15 protein-coding genes are annotated in these 19,440 nt (G+C 72.2%); 7 read left to right on the top strand and 8 right to left on the bottom strand.

Annotated elements, in window-relative coordinates; genetic code table 11:
- The first annotated feature begins 12 nt into the window (after positions 1-12).
- Genes ACIPTO_RS00595 through ACIPTO_RS00575 form a run of 5 tightly spaced genes read left to right on the top strand, consistent with a single transcriptional unit; the run spans position 13 to position 8,871 of the window.
- Positions 13-2,451: an FAD-dependent oxidoreductase gene (locus ACIPTO_RS00595; RefSeq protein ID WP_401188155.1), complete on the top strand. Its 2,439-nt coding sequence runs from the start codon at positions 13-15 to the stop codon at positions 2,449-2,451.
- A 21-nt stretch (positions 2,452-2,472) separates the two neighbouring features.
- Positions 2,473-3,756 (top strand): serine hydroxymethyltransferase, encoded by a 1,284-nt coding sequence (gene glyA, locus ACIPTO_RS00590; RefSeq protein WP_401188152.1) that lies wholly within the window; start codon positions 2,473-2,475, stop codon positions 3,754-3,756.
- On the top strand, positions 3,753-4,985 hold the full coding sequence (locus ACIPTO_RS00585) for a sarcosine oxidase subunit beta family protein (RefSeq protein WP_401188150.1): 1,233 nt from the start codon (positions 3,753-3,755) through the stop codon (positions 4,983-4,985). The genes glyA and ACIPTO_RS00585 overlap by 4 nt, the downstream gene beginning before the upstream one ends.
- A gap of 12 nt (positions 4,986-4,997) precedes the next feature.
- Positions 4,998-8,267, top strand: coding sequence for a sarcosine oxidase subunit delta family protein (locus ACIPTO_RS00580; RefSeq protein ID WP_401188147.1), 3,270 nt, complete (start codon positions 4,998-5,000; stop codon positions 8,265-8,267).
- Positions 8,260-8,871 (top strand): sarcosine oxidase subunit gamma, encoded by a 612-nt coding sequence (locus tag ACIPTO_RS00575; RefSeq protein ID WP_401188145.1) that lies wholly within the window; start codon positions 8,260-8,262, stop codon positions 8,869-8,871. The genes ACIPTO_RS00580 and ACIPTO_RS00575 overlap by 8 nt, the downstream gene beginning before the upstream one ends.
- A 114-nt stretch (positions 8,872-8,985) precedes the next feature.
- Here ACIPTO_RS00575 and ACIPTO_RS00570 read toward each other — a convergent pair whose 3' ends face one another.
- Positions 8,986-10,443, bottom strand: a complete 1,458-nt coding sequence (locus tag ACIPTO_RS00570) for an MFS transporter (RefSeq protein ID WP_401188143.1) — start codon at positions 10,441-10,443, stop codon at positions 8,986-8,988.
- Positions 10,444-10,688: 245 nt separating this feature from the next.
- On the opposite strand from ACIPTO_RS00570, the gene ACIPTO_RS00565 reads away from it, so the two are divergent.
- Positions 10,689-11,615, top strand: coding sequence for a LacI family DNA-binding transcriptional regulator (locus ACIPTO_RS00565; RefSeq protein WP_401188141.1), 927 nt, complete (start codon positions 10,689-10,691; stop codon positions 11,613-11,615).
- A gap of 42 nt (positions 11,616-11,657) precedes the next feature.
- Here ACIPTO_RS00565 and ACIPTO_RS00560 read toward each other — a convergent pair whose 3' ends face one another.
- From ACIPTO_RS00560 to ACIPTO_RS00535, 6 genes are all read right to left on the bottom strand, one after another.
- Positions 11,658-12,185 (bottom strand): NUDIX hydrolase family protein, encoded by a 528-nt coding sequence (locus tag ACIPTO_RS00560; RefSeq protein ID WP_328834173.1) that lies wholly within the window; start codon positions 12,183-12,185, stop codon positions 11,658-11,660.
- A gap of 24 nt (positions 12,186-12,209) precedes the next feature.
- Entirely contained in the window at positions 12,210-13,349 is a 1,140-nt protein-coding gene (locus tag ACIPTO_RS00555; RefSeq protein ID WP_401188138.1) for an amidohydrolase family protein, read from the bottom strand.
- 2 nt (positions 13,350-13,351) lie between these two features.
- Entirely contained in the window at positions 13,352-14,755 is a 1,404-nt protein-coding gene (locus ACIPTO_RS00550; protein ID WP_401188135.1) for a glutamine synthetase, read from the bottom strand.
- Between the two features lie 41 nt (positions 14,756-14,796).
- Complete coding sequence (locus ACIPTO_RS00545) at positions 14,797-15,609, bottom strand: SAM-dependent methyltransferase (protein ID WP_401188133.1); 813 nt, start codon at positions 15,607-15,609, stop codon at positions 14,797-14,799.
- A 112-nt stretch (positions 15,610-15,721) separates the two neighbouring features.
- Positions 15,722-16,600 (bottom strand): hypothetical protein, encoded by an 879-nt coding sequence (locus tag ACIPTO_RS00540; RefSeq protein ID WP_401188130.1) that lies wholly within the window; start codon positions 16,598-16,600, stop codon positions 15,722-15,724.
- A 107-nt stretch (positions 16,601-16,707) separates the two neighbouring features.
- Positions 16,708-17,046 (bottom strand): hypothetical protein, encoded by a 339-nt coding sequence (locus tag ACIPTO_RS00535; RefSeq protein WP_366324575.1) that lies wholly within the window; start codon positions 17,044-17,046, stop codon positions 16,708-16,710.
- A gap of 186 nt (positions 17,047-17,232) precedes the next feature.
- Here ACIPTO_RS00535 and ACIPTO_RS00530 point away from each other — a divergent pair, with 186 nt between their 5' ends.
- Complete coding sequence (locus ACIPTO_RS00530; protein ID WP_401188127.1) at positions 17,233-17,712, top strand: potassium channel family protein; 480 nt, start codon at positions 17,233-17,235, stop codon at positions 17,710-17,712.
- A gap of 115 nt (positions 17,713-17,827) precedes the next feature.
- Here the strand turns inward: ACIPTO_RS00530 and ACIPTO_RS00525 are convergent, their stop codons facing one another.
- On the bottom strand, positions 17,828-19,330 hold the full coding sequence (locus ACIPTO_RS00525; RefSeq protein WP_401189645.1) for a carboxylesterase/lipase family protein: 1,503 nt from the start codon (positions 19,328-19,330) through the stop codon (positions 17,828-17,830).
- Positions 19,331-19,440: the final 110 nt, after the last annotated feature.

Raw genomic sequence — 19,440 nt, 5'->3', positions numbered from 1 at the left:
GGAGGTGCGGCGATGGCGGGACCCCGAGTGGTCATCATCGGAGCGGGCGTCGTGGGGGCGGCACTCGCGGACGAGATCTCCGCACGAGGCTGGACCGAGGTGACCGTGGTCGACCAGGGCCCGCTGCCCGCCACCGGCGGCTCCTCCTCGCACGCGCCAGGACTGGTCTTCCAGACCAACTCCTCCAAGACCATGACCGAGTTGGCCCGCTACACGGTCGAGAAGTTCTGCTCCCTCGACGTCGACGGCAAGCCCTGCTTCCTCCAGGTCGGCGGCCTCGAAGTGGCCACCACCCCCGAGCGCGTCGCCGAACTCCGGCGCCGCCACGGCTGGATCACCGCATGGGGCGTCGAAGCCCGCCTGCTGAGCCCCGAAGAGTGCGTGGAACAGCACCCGTTGGTGAACCCCGACCGCGTGCTCGGCGGCCTCCTGGTCCCCACCGACGGCCTCGCGAAAGCCGTCCTCGCGGTGGAGGCCCAGATCCGCCGGGCCACCGGACGCGGCGTGACCTTCCTCGCCCGCCACGAAGTCCTGGACGTCCGGCAGGCCGACGGCCGGGTCACCGGAGTCCTCACCGACCAGGGCGAGATCCCCGCCGACATCGTCGTGTGCTGCGCCGGCATCTGGGGCCCGAAGATCGCCCGCATGGCCGGCATGAACCTCCCGCTGACCCCGCTCGCCCACCAGCTCGCGTGGACCGGTCCCGTGCCCGCCCTCGCCGGCCAGACCGAGGAAGCCGTCCGCCCGATCCTGCGCCACCAGGACGCCGACCTCTACTACCGCGACCGCTTCGACGCCATCGGCATCGGCTCCTACGGCCACCGCCCCATGCCGGTCTCCGCCGACGACATCCGCCCGTTCGACGAGGCCGAGGCCATGCCCTCCGTCCTCACCTTCACCGAGGGCGACTTCGCCGACGCCTGGACCGAGACACAGTCACTCCTCCCCGCCACCAAGGACGCGAAGATCGAGGAGGGCATCAACGGCCTGTTCTCCTTCACCACCGACAACTTCCCTCTCCTCGGCGAGAGTTCGGAGGTCAGGGGCTTCTGGGTCGCCGAGGCCGTCTGGGTCACGCACTCGGCGGGCGTCGGCCGCGCGATGGCCGAGTGGCTGGTCGACGGACACTGCTCCTCCTTCGACCTCCACGAGTGCGACGTCAACCGCTTCGAACAGCACCAACTCGCGCCCGCGTACGTCCTGGCCCGCGACTGCCAGAACTTCGTCGAGGTCTACGACATCCTCCACCCGCTCCAGCCGTCCGGAGATCCGCGCCCGATCCGCACCAGCCCCTTCCACACCCGCCAGCAGGAACACGGCGCGGTCTTCCTGGAGGCGGCCGGCTGGGAGCGCCCCCAGTGGTACGAGGCCAACTCGGCACTCCTGGAAGGCCGTTCGATCCCCACCCCGAACGACTGGGCCGCACGGTACTGGTCGCCCATCGTCGGCGCCGAGGCCCAGGCCACCCGCGAGACCGTCGCGATGTACGACATGACGGCCCTCAAACGCCTGGAGGTCACCGGCCCCGGCGCCGCCGGCTTCCTGGAGGGCCTGGTCACCGGCAAGGTCGCCAAGTCGGTCGGCTCGGTGACGTACACGCTGCTGCTGGACGAGGACGGCGGCATCCGCAGCGACATCACCGTCGCCCGCCTGGCCCGCGACCGCTTCCAGGTCGGCGCCAACGGCAACCTCGACCTCGACTGGCTCACCCGCCACCTGCCCGCCGACGGCACGGTCCAGGTCCGCGACATCACCCCCGGCACCTGCTGCATCGGCCTCTGGGGACCACTGGCCCGCAAGGTCCTCCAGCCCCTGACGGACGAGGACTTCACGAACGAGGGCCTCAAGTACTTCCGCGCGAAGCAGGCCTACATCGGAACGGTCCCGGTCACCGCCATGCGCCTGTCCTACGTCGGCGAACTCGGCTGGGAGCTGTACACCACCGCCGACCAGGGCCAGAAACTCTGGGACACCCTGTGGCGGGCGGCCCAGCCCCTCGGCGGCGTCATCGCCGGGCGCGGCGCCTTCAACAGCCTCCGCCTGGAGAAGGGTTACCGCTCCTTCGGCACCGACATGACCTACGAACACGACCCCTACGAGGCCGGCGTCGCCTTCGCCGTCAAGCTCGACAAGGGCGACTTCCTCGGCAAGGCGGCACTGGAACGCCGGAAGACCTCCGTACGGCGGCAGTTGACCTGCCTCACCATCGACGACCCGCACTCCGTCGTGATGGGCAAGGAACCGGTCTACGACGGCGAACGCGCCGTCGGCCACGTCACCAGCGCCGCCTACGGCTACACGATCGGCAAGGGCATCGCCTACGCCTGGCTCCCGGCCGGACTCGCCACCCCCGGAACCCCGTTGCACATCGGCTACTTCGACCGACGCGTCGAGGCGGTCGTCGCCGCGGAGCCGCTGTTCGACCCGACGATGTCCCGTCTCCGTGGCTGACCGGAAGGACACGAACGCCGTATGAACGCGCTCAACACCCCCCTGGCCGCACTCGACCCCGAGGTCCACGCCGCACTCCGCGCCGAACTGCGCCGCCAGCAGTCCACGTTGGAGATGATCGCCTCCGAGAACTTCGCACCCTCCGCCGTCCTGGAGGCGCAGGGCTCGGTCCTCACCAACAAGTACGCCGAGGGGTATCCCGGCCGCCGCTACTACGGCGGCTGCGAACACGTCGACGTCACCGAGCGGCTGGCGATCGAGCGGGTCACGTCCCTGTTCGGGGCGGGCTTCGCGAACGTCCAGCCGCACTCGGGCGCGCAGGCCAACACGGCCGTGTTCTTCGCCCTGTTGAAACCCGGCGACACCGTCCTCGGCCTCGACCTCGCCCACGGCGGCCACCTCACCCACGGCATGCGCCTCAACTACAGCGGCAAGATGCTGAACGTGGTCCCGTACCACGTGGGGGAGACCGACAACCTCGTCGACATGGACGAGGTCGAGCGCCTCGCCAAGGAACACCGGCCGCGGATGATCATCGCCGGATGGTCGGCGTATCCGCGGCAGTTGGACTTCGCCGCCTTCCGCAGGATCGCCGACGAGGTGGGCGCCCTACTGATGGTCGACATGGCGCACTTCGCGGGCCTCGTCGCCGCCGGCCTGCACCCCAGCCCCGTCCCGCACGCCCACGTGACCACGACCACGACCCACAAGACCCTCGGCGGCCCGCGCGGCGGAGTGATCCTCACCAACGAGGCCGACCTCGCGAAGAGGATCAACTCGGCCGTGTTTCCCGGCATGCAGGGCGGCCCGCTGGAACATGTCATCGCCGCGAAGGCGGTCTCGTTCAAGGTCGCCGCGTCCCCGGAGTTCGCGGAACGGCAGTCGCGCACGCTCACCGGCTCCCGCGTCCTCGCGGAACGCCTCACCCGACCCGACGTGGCGGCCACCGGCGTGAAGGTCCTCACCGGCGGCACGGACGTCCACCTCGTCCTGGTCGACCTGCGCGACGCGGAGCTGGACGGCAGGCAGGCGGAAGACCTGCTCCACGAGATCGGCATCACCGTCAACCGCAACGCCGTGCCCTTCGACCCACGCCCGCCCATGGTCACCTCCGGCCTGCGCATCGGCACCCCCGCGCTGGCGACCCGGGGCTTCACCGAGGAGGACTTCGCCGAGGTGGCGGACGTGATCGCGCTGGCCCTCCAACCGGCCCCGGACATCGCCGACTTGAGCGCCCGCACGCAGGCCCTGGCGGCGAAGCACCCGCTGTACCCGCACCTGTCCGAGGAGGGCGACCCCCGATGACCCCCCGCACCCCCGGCGCTGACCTCCCCGAACACCCCGACCGGCTCTGGCGCACCCCCGAGCCGAAACGCTCGTACGACGTGGTGATCGTGGGCGGCGGCGGCCACGGCCTGGCCACCGCCCACTACCTGGCCAAGAACCACGGCATCACCGACGTCGCGGTGCTGGAGAAGGGATGGCTCGCGGGCGGCAACATGGCTCGCAACACCACGATCATCCGCTCCAACTACCTGTGGGACGAGAGCGCGGGCATCTACGAGCACGCGCTCAAGCTGTGGGAGGGCCTGGAGGAGGAGCTGGACTACCCGATCCTCTTCTCGCAGCGCGGCGTCCTCAACCTCGCCCACAGCCTCCAGGACGTCCGGGACAGCGTGCGCCGCGTGGAGGCGAACCGCCTCAACGGCGTGGACGCGGACTGGCTCGACGAACGGCAGGTGAAAGAGGTCTGCCCGATCGTCAACACCTCACCGGACGTGCGCTATCCGGTCATGGGAGCCACCTACCAGCCCCGCGCCGGAATCGCCAAGCACGACCACGTGGCATGGGGACTGGCCCGTTCCGCCGACGCGGCCGGCATCGACCTCATCCAGAACTGCGAGGTCACCGGCCTCGACATCGTCGACGGCAGGGTGGTCGGCGTACGGACCACACGCGGCCCGATCGCGGCGGGCAAGGTGGCGCTCTGCTCGGCGGGCCACACATCGGTGCTGGCGGCGATGGCGGGCATCCGACTCCCGCTCCAGAGCCATCCGTTGCAGGCCCTGGTGTCGGAACTGCTGGAGCCGGTCCACCCGACGGTGGTCATGTCCAACGCGGTCCATGTGTACGTGAGCCAGGCGCACAAGGGCGAGCTGGTGATGGGCGCGGGCATCGACTCCTACAACTCGTACACGCAGCGCGGCGCGTTCCACATCATCGAGGAGCAGATGGCGGCGGCGCTGGAGCTGTTCCCGGTCTTCGCCCGCGCGCACGTCCTGCGCACGTGGGGCGGCATCGTGGACGTCACCCCGGACGCGTCCCCCATCGTCGGCCTCACCCCGGTGGACAACCTGTACCTCAACTGCGGCTGGGGAACGGGTGGTTTCAAGGCGACCCCGGGCGTCGGCTGGGTCTACGCGCACACCATCGCCCACGACACGCCCCATCCCCTCAACGCCCCCTTCTCGCTCGACCGTTTCACCACAGGCGCGCTCGTCGACGAGCACGGTGCCGCCGCGGTGGCCCACTAGGGAGCCCGAACGATGCTGCTGATCCCCTGCCCCTGGTGCGGGCCCCGCGACGAGGCCGAGTTCCACTACGGCGGCCAGGCCCATGTCGCCTACCCGGAGACTCCGTCCGAACTGACCGACGAGGAGTGGGCGCGCTACCTCTTCTTCCGCGCCAACCCGAAGGGCCCGTTCGCCGAACGCTGGAGCCACGCGGCGGGCTGCCGCCGCTGGTTCAACGCGGTCCGGGACACCGGCACGAACGAGATCCTCGCGGTGTACCGGGCGGGGGAGGAGCGGCCTGCCCCCGCCGAACGAGGGCCGGCCTCCGCAGCCCGTCCGGCGTTTGCGGACGAGGCCCTTCCGGGGCCGACGGGAGTCCAGGGGGCGGAGCCCTCTCGCAGCGGGGCCGAAGGGGCGGCGCCCCTGGAGGACGGGACGGACAGCGGCACCGCGCCCATCACCGGCCCGGCAGCGGGCCACCCGTTCCGCCACCCCACCCACGGCCGAATCCACCGGGACACCCCCCTCACCTTCACCTTCGACGGCACCGCGTACCAGGGCTACAAGGGCGACACCCTCGCCTCCGCCCTCCTCGCCAACGGCGTCATCCAGACCGGCACCAGCATCAGACTCGGCCGCCCCCGAGGCATCTTCACCGCCGGCGTCGAAGAACCGAACGCCGTCATCCAGATCGAGGAGCCCTTCCCCGAACCGATGCTCCCCGCCACGACGGTCGAGCTGTACGACGGCCTGGCGGCCACCGGCCTCCCCGGCCAGGGCCGCCTGGCCACCGACCCGGACCCGGCACGCTACGACGCGCTCCACGCCCACTGCGACCTCCTGGTGGTGGGCGCGGGCCCGGCCGGCCTCGCGGCGGCGTCCGCCGCAGCCGGCACCGGAGCCCGGGTCATCCTCGCCGACGACCGCCCGGAGCTGGGCGGCAGCCTGCTGGACACGGCCGAACTCCTGGACTGGGTCGACGAGGTGAACGACAGACTCGGCACCGCCCCCGATGTCCGCGTCCTGCGCCGCACCACCGTCTTCGGCCACTACGACGACAACCACCTCCTGGCGGTCGAACGCCGCACCAACCACCTCGGCGCCGCGGCCCCCGCCCACCTCTCCCGCGAACGCGTCTGGCGCATCCGAGCCCGCCGGGTGGTCCTCGCGACGGGCGCCCACGAACGCTCACTCGCCTTCCCGGACAACGACCGCCCCGGCGTGATGCTCGCCGCCTCGGCCCGCGCGTACCTCCACCGCTACGGCGTCCTCCCCGGCCGCGCCGCCGTCGTCTTCACGACCAACGACACTGCGTACGCTGCCGCGTTGGACCTCGCGGCGGCAGGAGTGGAGATCGCGGCGATCGTGGACACCCGCCCGTCGGAGCCGGAGGGGTGGGCGAGCCGGGCCCGGGCAGCAGGCATCGAGGTACTGCCGGGACACGCGGTCACGGGCACCGAGGGCACCCCGCGCCTGACCACCGTGACCGTCACGCCGTACGGCGAACCCACCGGCACGGCACGGCAGTTCACCGCCGATCTGCTCCTGGTCTCCGGCGGCTGGAACCCCGTCGCCCACCTCTTCAGCCAGGCGGGCGGCACGCTCCGCCACGACGACGCCCTCGGCGCCTTCGTCCCCGACACCTGCCGTCAGCAGGTCGAGGTCGCGGGCAGCGCGAACGGCGTGCCGGACCTCCCCGGAGCACTCGCGCAGGGCGCGGCCGCGGGCGCCCGGGCGATCGAGGCGGAGGGCTACACCGCCGGAACACCTGCCCTGCCCGAGGTCCCCGCGGCACCCCACACCCCCGCCATGCGGGTCTTCCTCGTCCCCGGCACCACCGACACCGACGGCCCCCGCTTCGTGGACCTCCAACGGGACGTCACCGTCGCCGACTTGACCCGCGCCACCGGCGCAGGACTCGACTCGGTCGAACACACCAAGCGCTACACGACGGCCGGCACCGCCAACGACCAGGGCAAGACCTCAGGAGTCCTGGCGAGCGGTGTGGTCGCCGAACTGCTGGGCGTGGACGTGTCGTCGCTCGGCACCACCACGTTCAGGCCGCCCTACACACCCGTCTCCTTCGCCGCCCTCGCGGGCCGCGACCGGGGCGCGCTGCACGACCCGGTCCGTACCACCGCCCTGCACGACTGGCACGTCATGCAGGGCGCGCTGTTCGAGAACGTCGGCCAGTGGAAACGGCCTTGGTACTACCCGCGCGACGGCGAGGACCGGGAGACCGCCGTCCTGCGCGAGTGCGCGGCGGCCCGCGAGTCCGTCGCCCTCATGGACGGCTCCACCCTCGGCAAGATCGACGTCCAGGGCCCGGACGCACCCGTCTTCCTGGACCGGCTCTACACCAACATGATGAGCAACCTGAAGGTGGGCATGGTCCGTTACGGAGTCATGTGCCGCCCGGACGGCATGGTCTTCGACGACGGCACGGCCATCCGGCTCGCCCCGGACCGCTACCTGGTCACCACGACCACGGGCAACGCCGCCGCCGTACTCGACTGGATGGAGGAGTGGCACCAGACCGAGTGGCCCGAACTCCGCGTCCACTGCGCCTCGGTGACCGAACAGTGGGCCACCGTCGCCCTGGTCGGCCCCCGCTCCCGCGAGGTGCTCGGCTCACTCGCGCCCCGACTCGATGTGAGCAACGACGACTTCCCGTTCATGGCATGGCGGGACACGACCGTGGCCGGCATCGACGCCAGGGTGTGCCGGATCAGCTTCTCCGGTGAACTCGCCTACGAGATCAACGTGTCACCGTGGGAGGCCCTCGCCCTGTGGGAGGCGCTGTACGAGGCGGGCGCCGCCTTCGGCATCACCCCGTACGGCACCGAGACCATGCACGTCCTGCGCGCAGAGAAGGGCTACCCGATCATCGGCCAGGACACCGACGGAACCGTGACTCCCCAGGATCTCGGCATGAGTTGGGCGGTGTCGAAGAAGAAGCCCGACTTCATCGGCAAACGCTCCTACGCCCGCGCCGACGCCGTACGCCCCGACCGCAAACACCTCGTCGGCCTGCTCCCCGAGGACCCCGCCGCGCTCCTCCCCGAGGGCACCCAGCTCATCGCCGACAGCGTGCTCCCGGCCCCGCCCGTGCCGATGCTCGGCCACGTCACCTCCAGCTACCGCAGCGCCGCCCTCGGCCGCACCTTCGCCCTCGCCCTGATCAAGGCAGGCCGCGACCGCATCGGCGAACGCCTCTACGCCCCCGTGGGCGACCGGTTGATCCCCGTCACCGTCGCCGGCCCCGTCCTCTACGACCCCGAGGGAGCCCGCCGCGATGGCTGACACCGCCCTTTCCGTCCCGCGCCGCAGCCCCCTCGCGGGCGCCGCCGGCCGGCTGGCGGCCGTGACCCGCTCCTCCCGGGGCACGCTCCGGCTGGCCGAACTCCCCTTCCTGGCCCAGGTGAACGTCCGCCTCGACGCGAAGGGCGCGGCGGCGGACGCCGTAGGACTCGCGCTCGGGCTGCCGTTGCCCCTGGAGCCCAACACCGTCGTGCGGACCAGGGAGTCGACCGTGCTGTGGCTCGGTCCCGACGAATGGCTCGTGGTGGGGGCGCCGGACACCCAGCGGGACCTGGAGCGCCGGATCCGGGAGGCGGCCGGTGACGAACACGTGGCCGTCACCGATGTCTCGGCCCAGCGGACCACGCTCCTCGTCTCCGGCGCCCGCGCCCGGGACCTGCTGGCCCACGGCTGCCCGCTGGACCTGCACCCCCGCGCCTTCGGCCCCGGCCGCTGCGCCCAGACCATGCTGGCCCGCGCTCAGGTCGTCCTGGTCGCACGGGACGAACTCGGCGCCGGATTCTGGGTGTTGGTCCGCTCGTCGTTCTCCGGGTACCTGACGGACTGGCTGCTGGACGCGGCCACCGAGTACGTCGCGGAGACCTGAGGGGCCGTAGGTCCGAGCCGGCCGCGGTGCCCAGAGCCCGCCGCTGCCCAGTCCTCGGTGCACCGAGGGCCGTTCGCCCGCCACCGGGGGAACGGCCCTCTCGGCTCGCGGACTTCAGACGGCCTGGCCGGCCTCCACCTCGTCGAGGCGCTTGCTCTTGGGGATCAGGGTGACGAACAGCGCGCCCACGGCGACGCAACCGACCACGAGCCAGAGCCCGTTGGTGAAGCCGGCGTCCAGGTAGAACTGGGTGCCCTTGAGGATCGCCCCGTGCTGGGCCATCACGACGAAGGCCAGCTGGGAGACGACGATCTGGGCGACGCCCTGTCCCAGGGTCTGGACTCCGTTGGCCAGCGCCTGTTCCTCGGGGGTGACCACCTCGATGATCATGATGGGCACGATCGCCATGACGATGCCCGTGCCGAGCCCGGCGATCACGCCCATCTCGATGATCTGCGGGGCGCTGTGGTGCAGATGTGTGCCGAGGCCGTAGCCGATGACCGCGAGCGCGGCGCCGGTGCCCAGCAGGACGCGGCCGTCCACACGGCGGGCGACGACACCCGTGCCCACGGCCCCGATGATGATCATGGCGCTGATCGGGCTGGTGACGATGGCGTTGTGGGTCCCGGACCAGCCGAGGCCCGCCGAGACGGTCGGGATGTTCGGCATCAGGATCAGCAGCTGGATCACCACGCCGACGGCGCTGAGCGAGCCCGCCGCGATGGACGTGGCCAACAGGACCGTCCACACCGGGCGGCGGCGGGTCATGGAGAGCGGGAACAGGGGCTCCGCGACCCGGCGCTCGACGAGGACGAACACGATCAGCGCGAGCGCCGCACCGACGACGTAGGCGATGAACCTCCCACTGTCCCAGCCCCAGTGCGAGCCCTGGCCCACGGCGTAGACGACCGCCGTGACCCCGCCGCCGAGAAGGACTCCACCGATCCAGTCCATCCGGCCGGTCGCCGCCCGGACCGGGCTCTCCGGCACACAGGCCGCGACGAGGACGAAGCTGACGGCGGTGCTGATGGCCATGAACCACAGGACACCGCGGAAGCCGTAGTCGTCCAGCAGCCAGCCGGACAGGAACGGTCCGCCGAACGCGACGAGCCCCACGCCGCCGGCCAGGATGCCGCTCGCGAGGCCGACCCACTTGCGGGGGAACACGTCGCGGGTGATGGCGTAGGCGAGCGGGGCGCTGGCGGCGTAGATGCCCGCGATGCCGCGGCCGATCAGCAGGGTGCGGTAGTCGGTGGCCACGGCGGCGACGAGGTCGCCGACGAAGCCCAGGCCCGTGGCGACGAGCAGGACGCGCTTCTTGCCGAACAGGGCGGCGGCCTTGACCACGAACGGCAGGAAGAACGTCCCGGTCAGCAGGGTCATCAGGGTGAACCACGCGATCTCGGTGGTCCGGAAGTGGATCGCGATGTCGGCCTGCGCGATCCCGGACAACGCGGCGATGAGCGCGACCAGTTGGACGGTCCACACGAGAGCGACGACGTCGAGGACGTTGCGTGTGGCGGAGGGCGGTCTTTCGTCTGCCGGCGGGGGAGTGAGCTGGGTCTGGGACATCGGCGGCCTTCCGTGAGTGAGCGGAGCGGAGGTCCAGAGAGCCGATAAATTAGACCTAACGGTCGGTACAATCAATGGAACGCGCAGAAAAAGAGCCCCGGCGGCCGAAGCGCCGGGTGAGCGGCAAGCGGATCGTCGGCAGGGCGAGGAAGTGACCACGCGCTGGACTAGGGTGCGGACATGCGAGGCTTCGGCGAGGACACGGCGCACGCCGGCCGTACGGCAGACGGATCCGGGGAGTGGTGATGGGCGGTTCGCGGCGGGTGACGCTGAACGATGTCGCCGCGGCGAGCGGGGTGTCCCGGGCCACCGTGAGCTTCGTCCTCAACGACGACCCGAACCAGACGATCTCCGCGGCCACCCGGGACCGCGTGAAGGAGGCGGCGCGCGACCTCGGATACGTCCCGCACGGCATCGCCCGCGCACTGCGCGAAGGCTCGTCCCGGATCGTCGTACTGAACATCGACTGGGGTCTGGAGGGCAACTACTCGCGCAGCTACGTCCGCGGGCTGGACGACGAACTCGCCGCGCACGACCATGTGTTGCTCGTCCGGCACGGCCACTCGGCACCCCAGTCGACCCAGCAGGTCCTGGACACCATCGCGCCCCGCGCCGTACTCCGGTTCGCCGAGGCCTACTTGAGCGGGCACGAGCCCGACGAGGAGGACTGGAAGAACGGCTTCGCCGCCCACGCGGCCCTGCAGATCGGGTACGTGGCCGATCGCGGACACACCCGTGTCGCGATGGCGCTGCCCGCCGAGGACACCCCGCTGACCGCACTCCGTCAGCGCTTCGCCCGCGCGACCACGGACCGGCTGGGGCTCCCGCCCCTGACACCGTTCGTCGTGCCGAGGCCACGGGACGCCGGAACCGCCGCCGTCAGGGCCTTCCTCGCCGCACACGACGAGGTCACCGCCGTCGCCGCCTTCGACGACGACATCGCCCTGCGCACACTGGCCGCGCTGCAGGATCTCGGCGTGCGCGTCCCGCTCGACATGGCGGTCATCGGCTACGACGACACCGAGTACGGGGCCCTCGTCGCGCCCGCGCTCACCACCGTCCACATCGACGCCGAGGGCCACGGCCGGGCAGCCGCGCGGACCGCGCTCGGTCTCGACACCACCGGGATCACACGGACCCCCGGCCGGGTCATCGAGCGCGGCTCGGCCTGACCGCACCACCGACTCCCTGGCCGCCGCGCGGCACGCGGACGGTCAGGACACACAACCCACGTGCGCCAGCGCCTGCTTGAGCAACACCCCGTGCCCGCCCGGCATTTCGCTGCGCAGCGCCTCCGAGGCGGCCTCCTGCGGGCTGAACCACACCAGGTCGAGAGCGTCCTGCCGGGGCCGGCAGTCACCGGTGACCGGCACGACGTAGGCGAGGGACACCGCGTGCTGGCGCGGGTCGTGGTACGGCGTGACACCGTGCGTCGGGAAGTACTCGGCGACGGTGAACGGCTGCAGCGAGGTCGGGATGCGCGGCAGCGCGACCGGGCCGAGGTCCTTCTCCAGATGCCGCAGGAGGGCGTCACGGACCCGCTCGTGGTGCAGGACGCGGCCGGAGACCAGGGTGCGGTTCACCGTGCCGTCCGGGCCGATGCGCAGCAGCAGGCCGATGCTGGTCACCTCACCGCTGTCGTCGACGCGGACGGGCACCGCCTCCACGTAGAGGATCGGCATGCGGGCGCGTGCCTGCTCGAGGTCGTCGGCGGACAGCCAACCGGGCGTGGTATCGGTCATGTCAGACATTGCTTGATCATACTTTCAGTGTCCGTCGGATAGCCGGTAGACCCGGCGGGCATTGTCGGCCCCGGCCCAGCGTGCCATTCGCAGCGCGTCGGGCAGGCCCAGTTCGTCGGCGTCCACCCGTTCCTGGAGAAGATCCCCCAGTCCCCGGCGGAACGCCAGCGCGCCGAGCCCGTAGAACTCCGCCAGACCATAGGCGTCGGAGCTGTACAGCAGTTTGCGGAACGGTGCGATCTCCAGCGCCTCCGCCAGCACCGCCCGTGCCCTGACCGGTCCGACGTGGTGCAAGGTGAGCCCCACGTCCAGGTACACGTTTTCGAAGACGGCCGCCAGGTAGCCGGCCTGACGCTGGTACGGCCAGCAGTGCAGGAGCAGCACCGGGATCGCCCCGGCCACCGCGTGGAGCCAGTCCGTCAGCAGGGCGGGGTCCGCGCGGTGCAGCCGGATGTCGTTGTCGCCGAAGCCCGTGTGCAGTTGGAGAGGCAGACCGAGATCCACCGCGGTCCACAGCAACTCCCGTACCAGGACCGGGTCGTCGAGCCGCCCGCCGCGCGCCGACCAGCCCCGCGCCGCCGTGGTCACCTCCGCCGCCGAGGGCCGGCCCGGGTCGAGACCGAACCCCGTCCGGTACGCGGCCACCGACTTCACCGCCACCACCCCCGGCCGCCGCACCGCGTCCAGCACGGCCGCCCGGAACGCGTCGGCGTACCCGTCCGGCTCGACCCCGCGCGCGGCCACGGACTCCGCGACCGTCTCCAACCGTACGACCTCATGGGCCACCGCGCCCGCGGCGACGGCGAGTTCGGCGGGCGCGGTGACGCGCTGCGGGGCGAAGCCCGTGTCGACGCAGAGGACGTTCGCGCGCGCGGCGGCCAGGAAACGCCGGTTGACCTCGTCCGGCCCCAACTCGGCGCGCCGGGCGAGGTACACGTCCGCGGGAGCGTGCCGGTCCAGGTCCAGCACCGGTGCGCAGTGACGGCGTACGGCGATCCCGACCGGGGTGTCGAAGGACGAGACACCGCTGCCGGGCCGGACGTCGCCCTCGGTGAGCAGCGACTCGAAGGCCGTGCGGTCCAGCGCGCCGGTGACGACGCCGTGGCAGTGGTGGTCCACCAACTCCAGCGCGGCGAGCGCCTCGTGGACCGGTCCGCCGCCCATCGTCAGTACTTCCAGCGGTAGGCCGCCGCGATCCGCTCGTCGTCCAGCCCGGCCACGGCCGCGATCTCGCCCTCCCGTACGGCGATCACCGCGTCGGCCAGGACCGGTCCCAGCGCGGCCCGAAGTTGCGCGTCCGCACGGAACTCCGCGACGGACTCGGCGAGGGAGGTCGGCAGCCGTCGTACCCCACGGGCCGTCGCCTCCGGCGCGCCCAGGTGCGCGGGGTCCCCGGTGGTCTCCTCGGGCAGGACGGCCGCGGTGGTCAGGCCGTCGAGGCCGGCGGCGATGAGGCAGCCGAGGGCGAGATAGGGGTTGGCGGCCAGGTCGACCGGCTTGACCTCCAGGTTCGCCGACCGGGCGCGCAGGCCCGCCGTGCCGGTGACGATCCGTACCGCGGCCTCGCGGGTCTCGCGACCCCAGGCGGTGAACACCCCCGCCCACTGCGAGGGTTGGAGCCGGAGACGGCTCGCCGGACTCGGGGCGGTGACGGCCGTGAGGGCCGGGAGGTGGGCGAGGACACCGGCCGCGAACGACTCCGCGTCCGCCGTCATGCCGTAGCGGCGGTCGCCCCCGGCGTGCAGGTTCACGCCGTCGCGCCACGCCGAGAGGTGGATGTGGCCGCCGTTGCCGACGCCGTGCGCGAGGACGGCCGGGCTGAACGAGGCGCGCAGACCGTGCCGTTGGGAGATCGCGCGGACGGTCTGCCGGACGAGGACACTGAGGTCGGCCGCCGCGACCGGGTCGAGCGCGCTCACCGACAGTTCGAACTGCCCGGCCGCGTACTCCGGGTGGAACTGCTCCACGTCCACGCCCTGGGTCGCCAGGGCCGACAGCAACTCGGCTCCGTAGTCGCTCAGTTCGACCTGCCGGGCGGCGCTGTACGCCGGAGCGGTGGTGGCGGGGACGAACGCGCCGTCGGGTGCGGGGTCCAGGCCGAGCGACCACTCGATCTCGATGCCCGCCCGGAAGGTGAGCCCGTGCCGCCGCTCCGCGTCGACGACCGTGCGGCGCAGGAAGGTGCGGCTGCACCCCGGGTGGCGCTCGCCCTCCTGGGTGATGCGGTCCACCGGGGCCCAGGCCCAGCCGGGCTGGCCGGAGAGGAAGGCCAGTCGGGTCAGGTCGGGGTAGAGACGGAGATCGCCGTCCGGGGAGCCGAGGACGTCGGTGGTGACGATGGAGTCGTCGGAGAGGAAGGTGTCGAACACCGGGGACATGCCGACACCCCAGGCCGCGGCCGACGCGAGCTTCGCGGTCGGGACCGTCTTCACCCGGCCCACGCCCGCCGTGTCGACGTAGGCCAGGACGATCCCGTGCACCCCGCGCCCGGTCAGCTCTGCGGCCAGCGCGGTGGCGCGCTCGACCTCACCGGGACGGCCGCCGGGCAGGGGGTCGGCAAGAGTGGTCATACGTCCTCCACGATCGCGTCCCGCACGCTCGGCGGCTCCGGTCAGGGTTTCATGGCCACCGCGCCGAACTGCGGTACCACGGCCGGGGAGTCGGAGTCCGGGCGCCACCGCGAGCACGGCACCAGGCCCGGGTCGAGGAGGTCGAGGCCCGCGAAGAACGCGGCGACGTCCTCACGGCTGCGGGCGGTGATCGGGGGAGTGGCGTTCTCGTTCCAGAACTCCATCGCCGGGACGTTGCCCTCGCCGCCGAGGTCCGCGTCGAACGTCGGGTGCGTCAGCACGAGGTAACTGCCCGACGGGATCGCGGACATGACCTTGCGCACGACGTCCCGGGCGTCCTCGGTGTCGAGGATGAAGTTCAGGATGCCGAGCATCATCACCGCGACGGGACGCTCGAAGTCCAGCGTGCCCGCGGCCTGCCGGACGATCGCCTCCGGGTCGTGCACGTCCGCGTCGATGTAGTCGGTGACACCCTCGCGGGTGCTCGTCAGCAGGGTGCGGGCGTGGATCAGCACCAGCGGGTCGTTGTCGACGTAGACGATCCGCGCGTCCGGTGCGACGCGTTGCGCTATCTCGTGCGTGTTGTCGACCGTCGGCAGTCCGGTGCCGATGTCGAGGAACTGCCGTACGCCGCGCTCGGCGGTCAGGAAACGCACCGCCCGGCCGAGGAAGTCCCGGTCCGCGCGGGCCACTTCACGGATCACCGGGAACAGTCCGGCGACGTGCTCGCCGACCTGCTGGTCGATCTCGTAGTTGTCCTTGCCGCCGATCCAGTAGTTCCAGACGCGCGCGTTGTGCGCCACACCGGTGTTGAGCCGGGTCGGTCCCTCTGCCGGGGTGTCGCTGTCACTCACGTCGTCGCTCCTCGTCGCCCGTACGGTCGTCGACTCCATTGTGCCGTCCGGTGATCACTCGGCCCACCGGTTCGCGACGATCGGGCACATGTTCTCCGCGAAACGCGAACTGTCAGTCCAGGTGGCCGGGTTGGGCGGCCGGAGTCCGTCCGGCCAGGACGTCCTTCAGGTTCGCGGTGCCCTGCTGCACGGCGGCCTTGGTGGTGTCCGTCTCCGTGCCGCCGAGCCCGCCGGACGTGACCGTGATGGCGTCGGTGCCGACCCGGACGACCGCCAACTGCAGGGTGAGCGTGACGGGTTGGGTGCCGCTCGTGCCGGTGACGGTGACCTGGAGACCCTGGCGGGCGTCGCCCACGGAGGGCACCGGATCCTCGATGACCTGGACCGTCCGATGGCCGCCCTTGGAGTCGGTCGCGGTGAACTGGTCGCACTTCACCGGCAGCGTCTTCAGCCAGTTCAGGGAGGCGCCGAGCCCGGCCCGGTCGTAGGCGGCGACCTGGTAGAGCAGCCGGGACTCGCTCTGCTCGAACCCGGTCAGCGCGGACGCGCCCGACGGCTTGCCGAGGAGCGTGTCGTCGTAGAGCGCGTCGAGGAGTTTCTGGCAGTCGGCCGCGTTCGTCTTCGCGGTGAGGAGGGCGGCGACGTCGACCTTCCCGATGAGCAGCGTGTCGCCCCAGGACGCCGCGTCCTTGACCTGGGTCCAGTTGTCCTCGATGTCGGCCTCGGTGATCAGCGCGGCCTTGGCCCCGGCGGGGGTCAGGACACCGGCCGACTTCTCGGCGCGCGGTGACGCGGACCTCCCGCCGCGGGGCGAGGCGAGCGGGGACTCGGCCGCGAGCGGGGAGGCGGCGACGTCCGCGGCGCTGTCAGCGCGCCCGCCGCCGCCCTCGCTCCTGCTCTCGCCGGAACAGGCCGCGCAGGTCAGCAGCGTGCCCACCGCGAGAGCCGAGAGGAGCACACGGGCGGGTCGGGAGGGCGGGCGACGGTGCATAGCGGGGCCTCCAGGGGGAGTGGCGGTTCCCCCACAGCGCACCACCGGGGCGGCCGGGCCTCCAGCGCAGGGGGCCGTCCGGGTGAGTCACGCTCGGTCAGCGGCACTCAGCGCGGCTCGTCCTCCGGCGGGCCGGAATGCCGGTGCGGAAGACGCAGCCGGTGCTCGCGCGGCGGCTGCGGCTCGTGCTCGGCGCGGCGGGCCCGCTGGGCGAGCCCGGCCTCCAGCACATGCACCGTCCGCCCGCCGCACTTGGGGCAGATCGCGTCGGCGAGGGGCGACCTGAGGGCCTTCCCCTCCTCGTCGACGTACTCCTGCGTGGTCAGGCCGGTGGTGTCGTTCGGGTCGGTGAAGAACATCACCTGGAAGGTGGCCTCCCAGCAGTGGCCGCAGTCACCACAGGTGAACGCGAAGGTCTCCGGCACGGCTCGGGGTTCCGCGGTCATGGCGGGCTCCTCCGTCGGGTGGGGCGGACGATCAGGGCGGGAACAGTGCCCCCAGCGCACAACGCGGCAGGCCGTACGGCAACTCGAACGCCCCGCCCGGCATGCCCGCGCCCCCGCACGCCCCGACACTGGCCCCAGGCCGGGACGAGGACCGGCCGCCCGGCACCCTCGCGCGAAGGAGTGACCATGCTGCCCGGATTCCTCACCAGGGCGGTCGAGTTGCTGCTCGGCCGGGAGGGCCGCTCGCTCCACCTGAAGGCGGCGGGCGGCGCGACGGCGGTCCTCGGCGTGGTCATGCTCGTCGGCTCCTGGGCGGTCGTCGCCGCCGAACACGGAGCGCGCGGCGCCAATCTGACCTCGTACCCGAGGGCTCTGTGGTGGTCGATCGAGACGGCGACCACGGTCGGCTACGGCGACTTCTATCCGGTGACCCTCTGGGGCCGGGTCGTCGGCTCGGTGGTGATGGTCGTCGGCATCACCACCTACGGCCTCGTCACCGCGGCCCTCGCCACCTGGTTCGTCGGCCGGGAACAGCGCCGCCGGCATCATCTCGCCCACGGCGCCGAGCAGTTGGGGGAGGAGGCGGTGCGGGCCCTGCACGAGCGCTTCGACCGGCTGGAGCGGCTGGTGGCGGGGAAGGGCGAGGGGCCGGGAGGGCGGAGGTGAGGGGGCAGGGAGAGCTCCGGTGCGGGTGCGGGTGCGGGGCGGTAGCAGGGTGGGTGGCCGGTCGCGGGCTCACCGGACGGCGGCTGACGGCCCGGCGGACCGCCCCTGCCCCCCTCTACCCGAGCAACGGCAGCGCCCCGAACACATGCCCCTCCCACAGCCGCCGCGAAGCCTCCTCGGGATAGGCCGCGACCACGGGCTCCGCGTCCAGTACCTGCACCTGCCGGTGCTCGGCGTCGAACGCCGGCCAGCCCGGATCGCCGGTGCGGGCGAAGGCCGTCCAGGACGCGCGGAAGCGGGACGAGAGTGCCAGTGCCTCGGGGCCGGGCTCGACGTCGGCGAACAGCAGGTTGCCGAGGTCGGCGGTGAAGGTGCCGAAGAGCAGCGGGATGTCGAGGCCGTGGCAGGAGCCCAAGACGCCGCCCAACCCCGGTGCGGGCCAGGTGAGTTCGTAGACGTGCACGCGTCCGCCCGCGGCGAGCTGCGCCTCGGCCAGGTGGAGGCAGGGCATGCGGAACACCCGGTCGGAGTGGACGAGTTCGTGCAGCTCGCCCGGGGAGGCGTCGGGGAAGGCCGTGCGGTAGGCCTGTTCGGGGTCGGCGCCCGGTCCGAACCGGCGCAGGGCGATCGCCGCGTCCTCCTCGGTGATCTTCCCCAGCTCTCCGCCGAGGGCGGTGAACAGGCGGAACTCGTCCCGGTTGTGACCGACGATCAGTTCCACGTCCCGGGCCGCGCCCGCCGCGAGGCCCTGCCAGGGCGCGGTCGGCAGGACCTCGCCGTCGACGACGGGCGCGAAGGGGCTCACGGTGTGGGCGACCACGCCCCAGCGGTCCGCGTGCCGATGCATCGTGGTGGTCAACGTCTCGCCCGCCGTGGGCAGTTGACGGGGGTCCACGGTCGCGAGGTCGGCGGCCGTGGGGCGCAGTCCCGTCTCGGCGGCGATCGCGGCGGCGATGTTCCTCGCCAGCTCGTCGGAGAAGAACGAGCCCGGCACGCTCTGCGCGACGGCCCGGTGGAACAGCCCGGCCGCGCTCGGCATCACCAGCAGTGAGGCGACCGACCCGCCACCGGCCGACTCGCCGAAGACGGTGACCTGTTCGGGGTCCCCGCCGAACGCGGTGATGTTCTCCCGCACCCACTCCAGTGCGGCGACCTGGTCGAGCAGCCCGCGGTTGGCGGGGGCGCCGTCGATCCGGGCGAACCCCTCGACGCCGACACGGTAGTTGAAGGTGACGACCACCAAGTCGCCGTCGCGGGCGATGCGTCGGGCGTCGTAACCCGGGCTGCCCGCGTGGCCCAGTTTGTAGGCGCCGCCGTAGATCCACACCATGACCGGGCGGCGGGCCGCCGGATCTGGGGCCGGTGTCCACACGTTGGCGGTCAGCCAGTCGTCGCCCGTCGCCGTCTTCAACACGCCCCGGCGGCCCTGGAATCCGGACTCCTGCGGAGGCGGCGGCCCGAAGGCGAGGGCGTCCCGCACGCCGTCCCAGGCGCGCACGGGACGCGGTGCCTGGAACCGCGCCTCGCCGACCGGCGGTTGCGCGAACGGGATGCCGCGGAAGACCGACAGTCCGTCCTCCCACCGCCCGCGCACCGCACCGGCGGCGCACCGCACCACCGGCGCCTCGGCCGAACCGGCGTTCCTGCCGGCGGAGTCGGATGTCGTCACGGTGGGCTCCTCGCTGTGTGCCGGGGGACGTGCGGGGCGCGGAGGGCGGTCGCCGTCCC

It is taken from the genome of Streptomyces sp. NPDC090083 (genome assembly GCF_044747445.1).
In the GTDB taxonomy this organism is placed as follows: domain Bacteria; phylum Actinomycetota; class Actinomycetes; order Streptomycetales; family Streptomycetaceae; genus Streptomyces.
The sequence above is the reverse complement of the archived record's forward strand: the minus strand, read 5'-3'. Positions and strand labels throughout refer to the sequence as shown.

What these genes read in the sequence shown, in the direction of transcription:
- ACIPTO_RS00595 (WP_401188155.1), top strand. Translation starts at nt 13, where the DNA reads ATGGCGGGACCCCGAGTGGTCATCATCGGAGCGGGCGTCGTGGGGGCG.
- glyA (WP_401188152.1), top strand. Translation starts at nt 2,473, where the DNA reads ATGAACGCGCTCAACACCCCCCTGGCCGCACTCGACCCCGAGGTCCAC.
- ACIPTO_RS00585 (WP_401188150.1), top strand. Translation starts at nt 3,753, where the DNA reads ATGACCCCCCGCACCCCCGGCGCTGACCTCCCCGAACACCCCGACCGG.
- ACIPTO_RS00580 (WP_401188147.1), top strand. Translation starts at nt 4,998, where the DNA reads ATGCTGCTGATCCCCTGCCCCTGGTGCGGGCCCCGCGACGAGGCCGAG.
- ACIPTO_RS00575 (WP_401188145.1), top strand. Translation starts at nt 8,260, where the DNA reads ATGGCTGACACCGCCCTTTCCGTCCCGCGCCGCAGCCCCCTCGCGGGC.
- ACIPTO_RS00570 (WP_401188143.1), bottom strand. Translation starts at nt 10,443, where the DNA reads ATGTCCCAGACCCAGCTCACTCCCCCGCCGGCAGACGAAAGACCGCCC.
- ACIPTO_RS00565 (WP_401188141.1), top strand. Translation starts at nt 10,689, where the DNA reads ATGGGCGGTTCGCGGCGGGTGACGCTGAACGATGTCGCCGCGGCGAGC.
- ACIPTO_RS00560 (WP_328834173.1), bottom strand. Translation starts at nt 12,185, where the DNA reads ATGACCGATACCACGCCCGGTTGGCTGTCCGCCGACGACCTCGAGCAG.
- ACIPTO_RS00555 (WP_401188138.1), bottom strand. Translation starts at nt 13,349, where the DNA reads ATGGGCGGCGGACCGGTCCACGAGGCGCTCGCCGCGCTGGAGTTGGTG.
- ACIPTO_RS00550 (WP_401188135.1), bottom strand. Translation starts at nt 14,755, where the DNA reads ATGACCACTCTTGCCGACCCCCTGCCCGGCGGCCGTCCCGGTGAGGTC.
- ACIPTO_RS00540 (WP_401188130.1), bottom strand. Translation starts at nt 16,600, where the DNA reads ATGCACCGTCGCCCGCCCTCCCGACCCGCCCGTGTGCTCCTCTCGGCT.
- ACIPTO_RS00535 (WP_366324575.1), bottom strand. Translation starts at nt 17,046, where the DNA reads ATGACCGCGGAACCCCGAGCCGTGCCGGAGACCTTCGCGTTCACCTGT.
- ACIPTO_RS00530 (WP_401188127.1), top strand. Translation starts at nt 17,233, where the DNA reads ATGCTGCCCGGATTCCTCACCAGGGCGGTCGAGTTGCTGCTCGGCCGG.